The 512-nt window shown below is 66.0% G+C and carries 1 protein-coding gene; it reads left to right on the top strand.

Features of this window, described 5'->3' with window-relative positions; translation table 11 throughout:
• Positions 1-512, top strand: a 512-nt coding sequence (locus ABD481_RS47220) for an efflux RND transporter permease subunit (RefSeq protein ID WP_344672401.1), incomplete at both ends; no start/stop codon positions are given.

Here is a 512-nt window from a genome sequence, read left to right as displayed (position 1 = left end):
CTCAGAGCACATTGGTTTTACCGCCGCCTGTTTCCTGACTGCTGGCGCCTCGGCGCGCCGCGCTTTTACCTGGCGATGGCTCCGGAATTGCCCGATCCCTCCTTCGCCAAACTGATGGTGTTGACCGACGGGCAGGGTGCCCGCGAGGCGCGCAAGCGGCGGCTGCGGGAGGCGGTGGCCAATGGCCTGGCGCCGGAGGCGCGGGTGCGCGTCACTCAGCTGGTGTTTGGCCCTTATTCGCCTTATCCGGTCGCCTGGCGGGTGATGGGGCCCGATCCGCACGCTCTGCTCGACATCGCCGAGCGGGTTAAATCGGTGCTGCAGGCCAGTCCGCTGATGCGCACCGTCAATACCGACTGGGGTTCGCGGGTACCGGTGATGCATTTCAGCCTCAATCAGGACCGGCTGCAGGCGAGCGGACTCAGCTCCCAGTCCGTCGCCCAGCAGCTGCAGTTCCTGCTGTCAGGGATCCCGATCACCACCGTCCGGGAAGATATTCGCGCCGTGCAGGT

The sequence above is a fragment of the Catenulispora yoronensis genome, from assembly GCF_039531695.1.
Lineage (GTDB): Bacteria > Actinomycetota > Actinomycetes > Streptomycetales > Catenulisporaceae > Catenulispora > Catenulispora yoronensis.
Note: the sequence above shows the minus strand (reverse complement) of the source record. Positions and strands in the feature narration are given on the sequence as shown.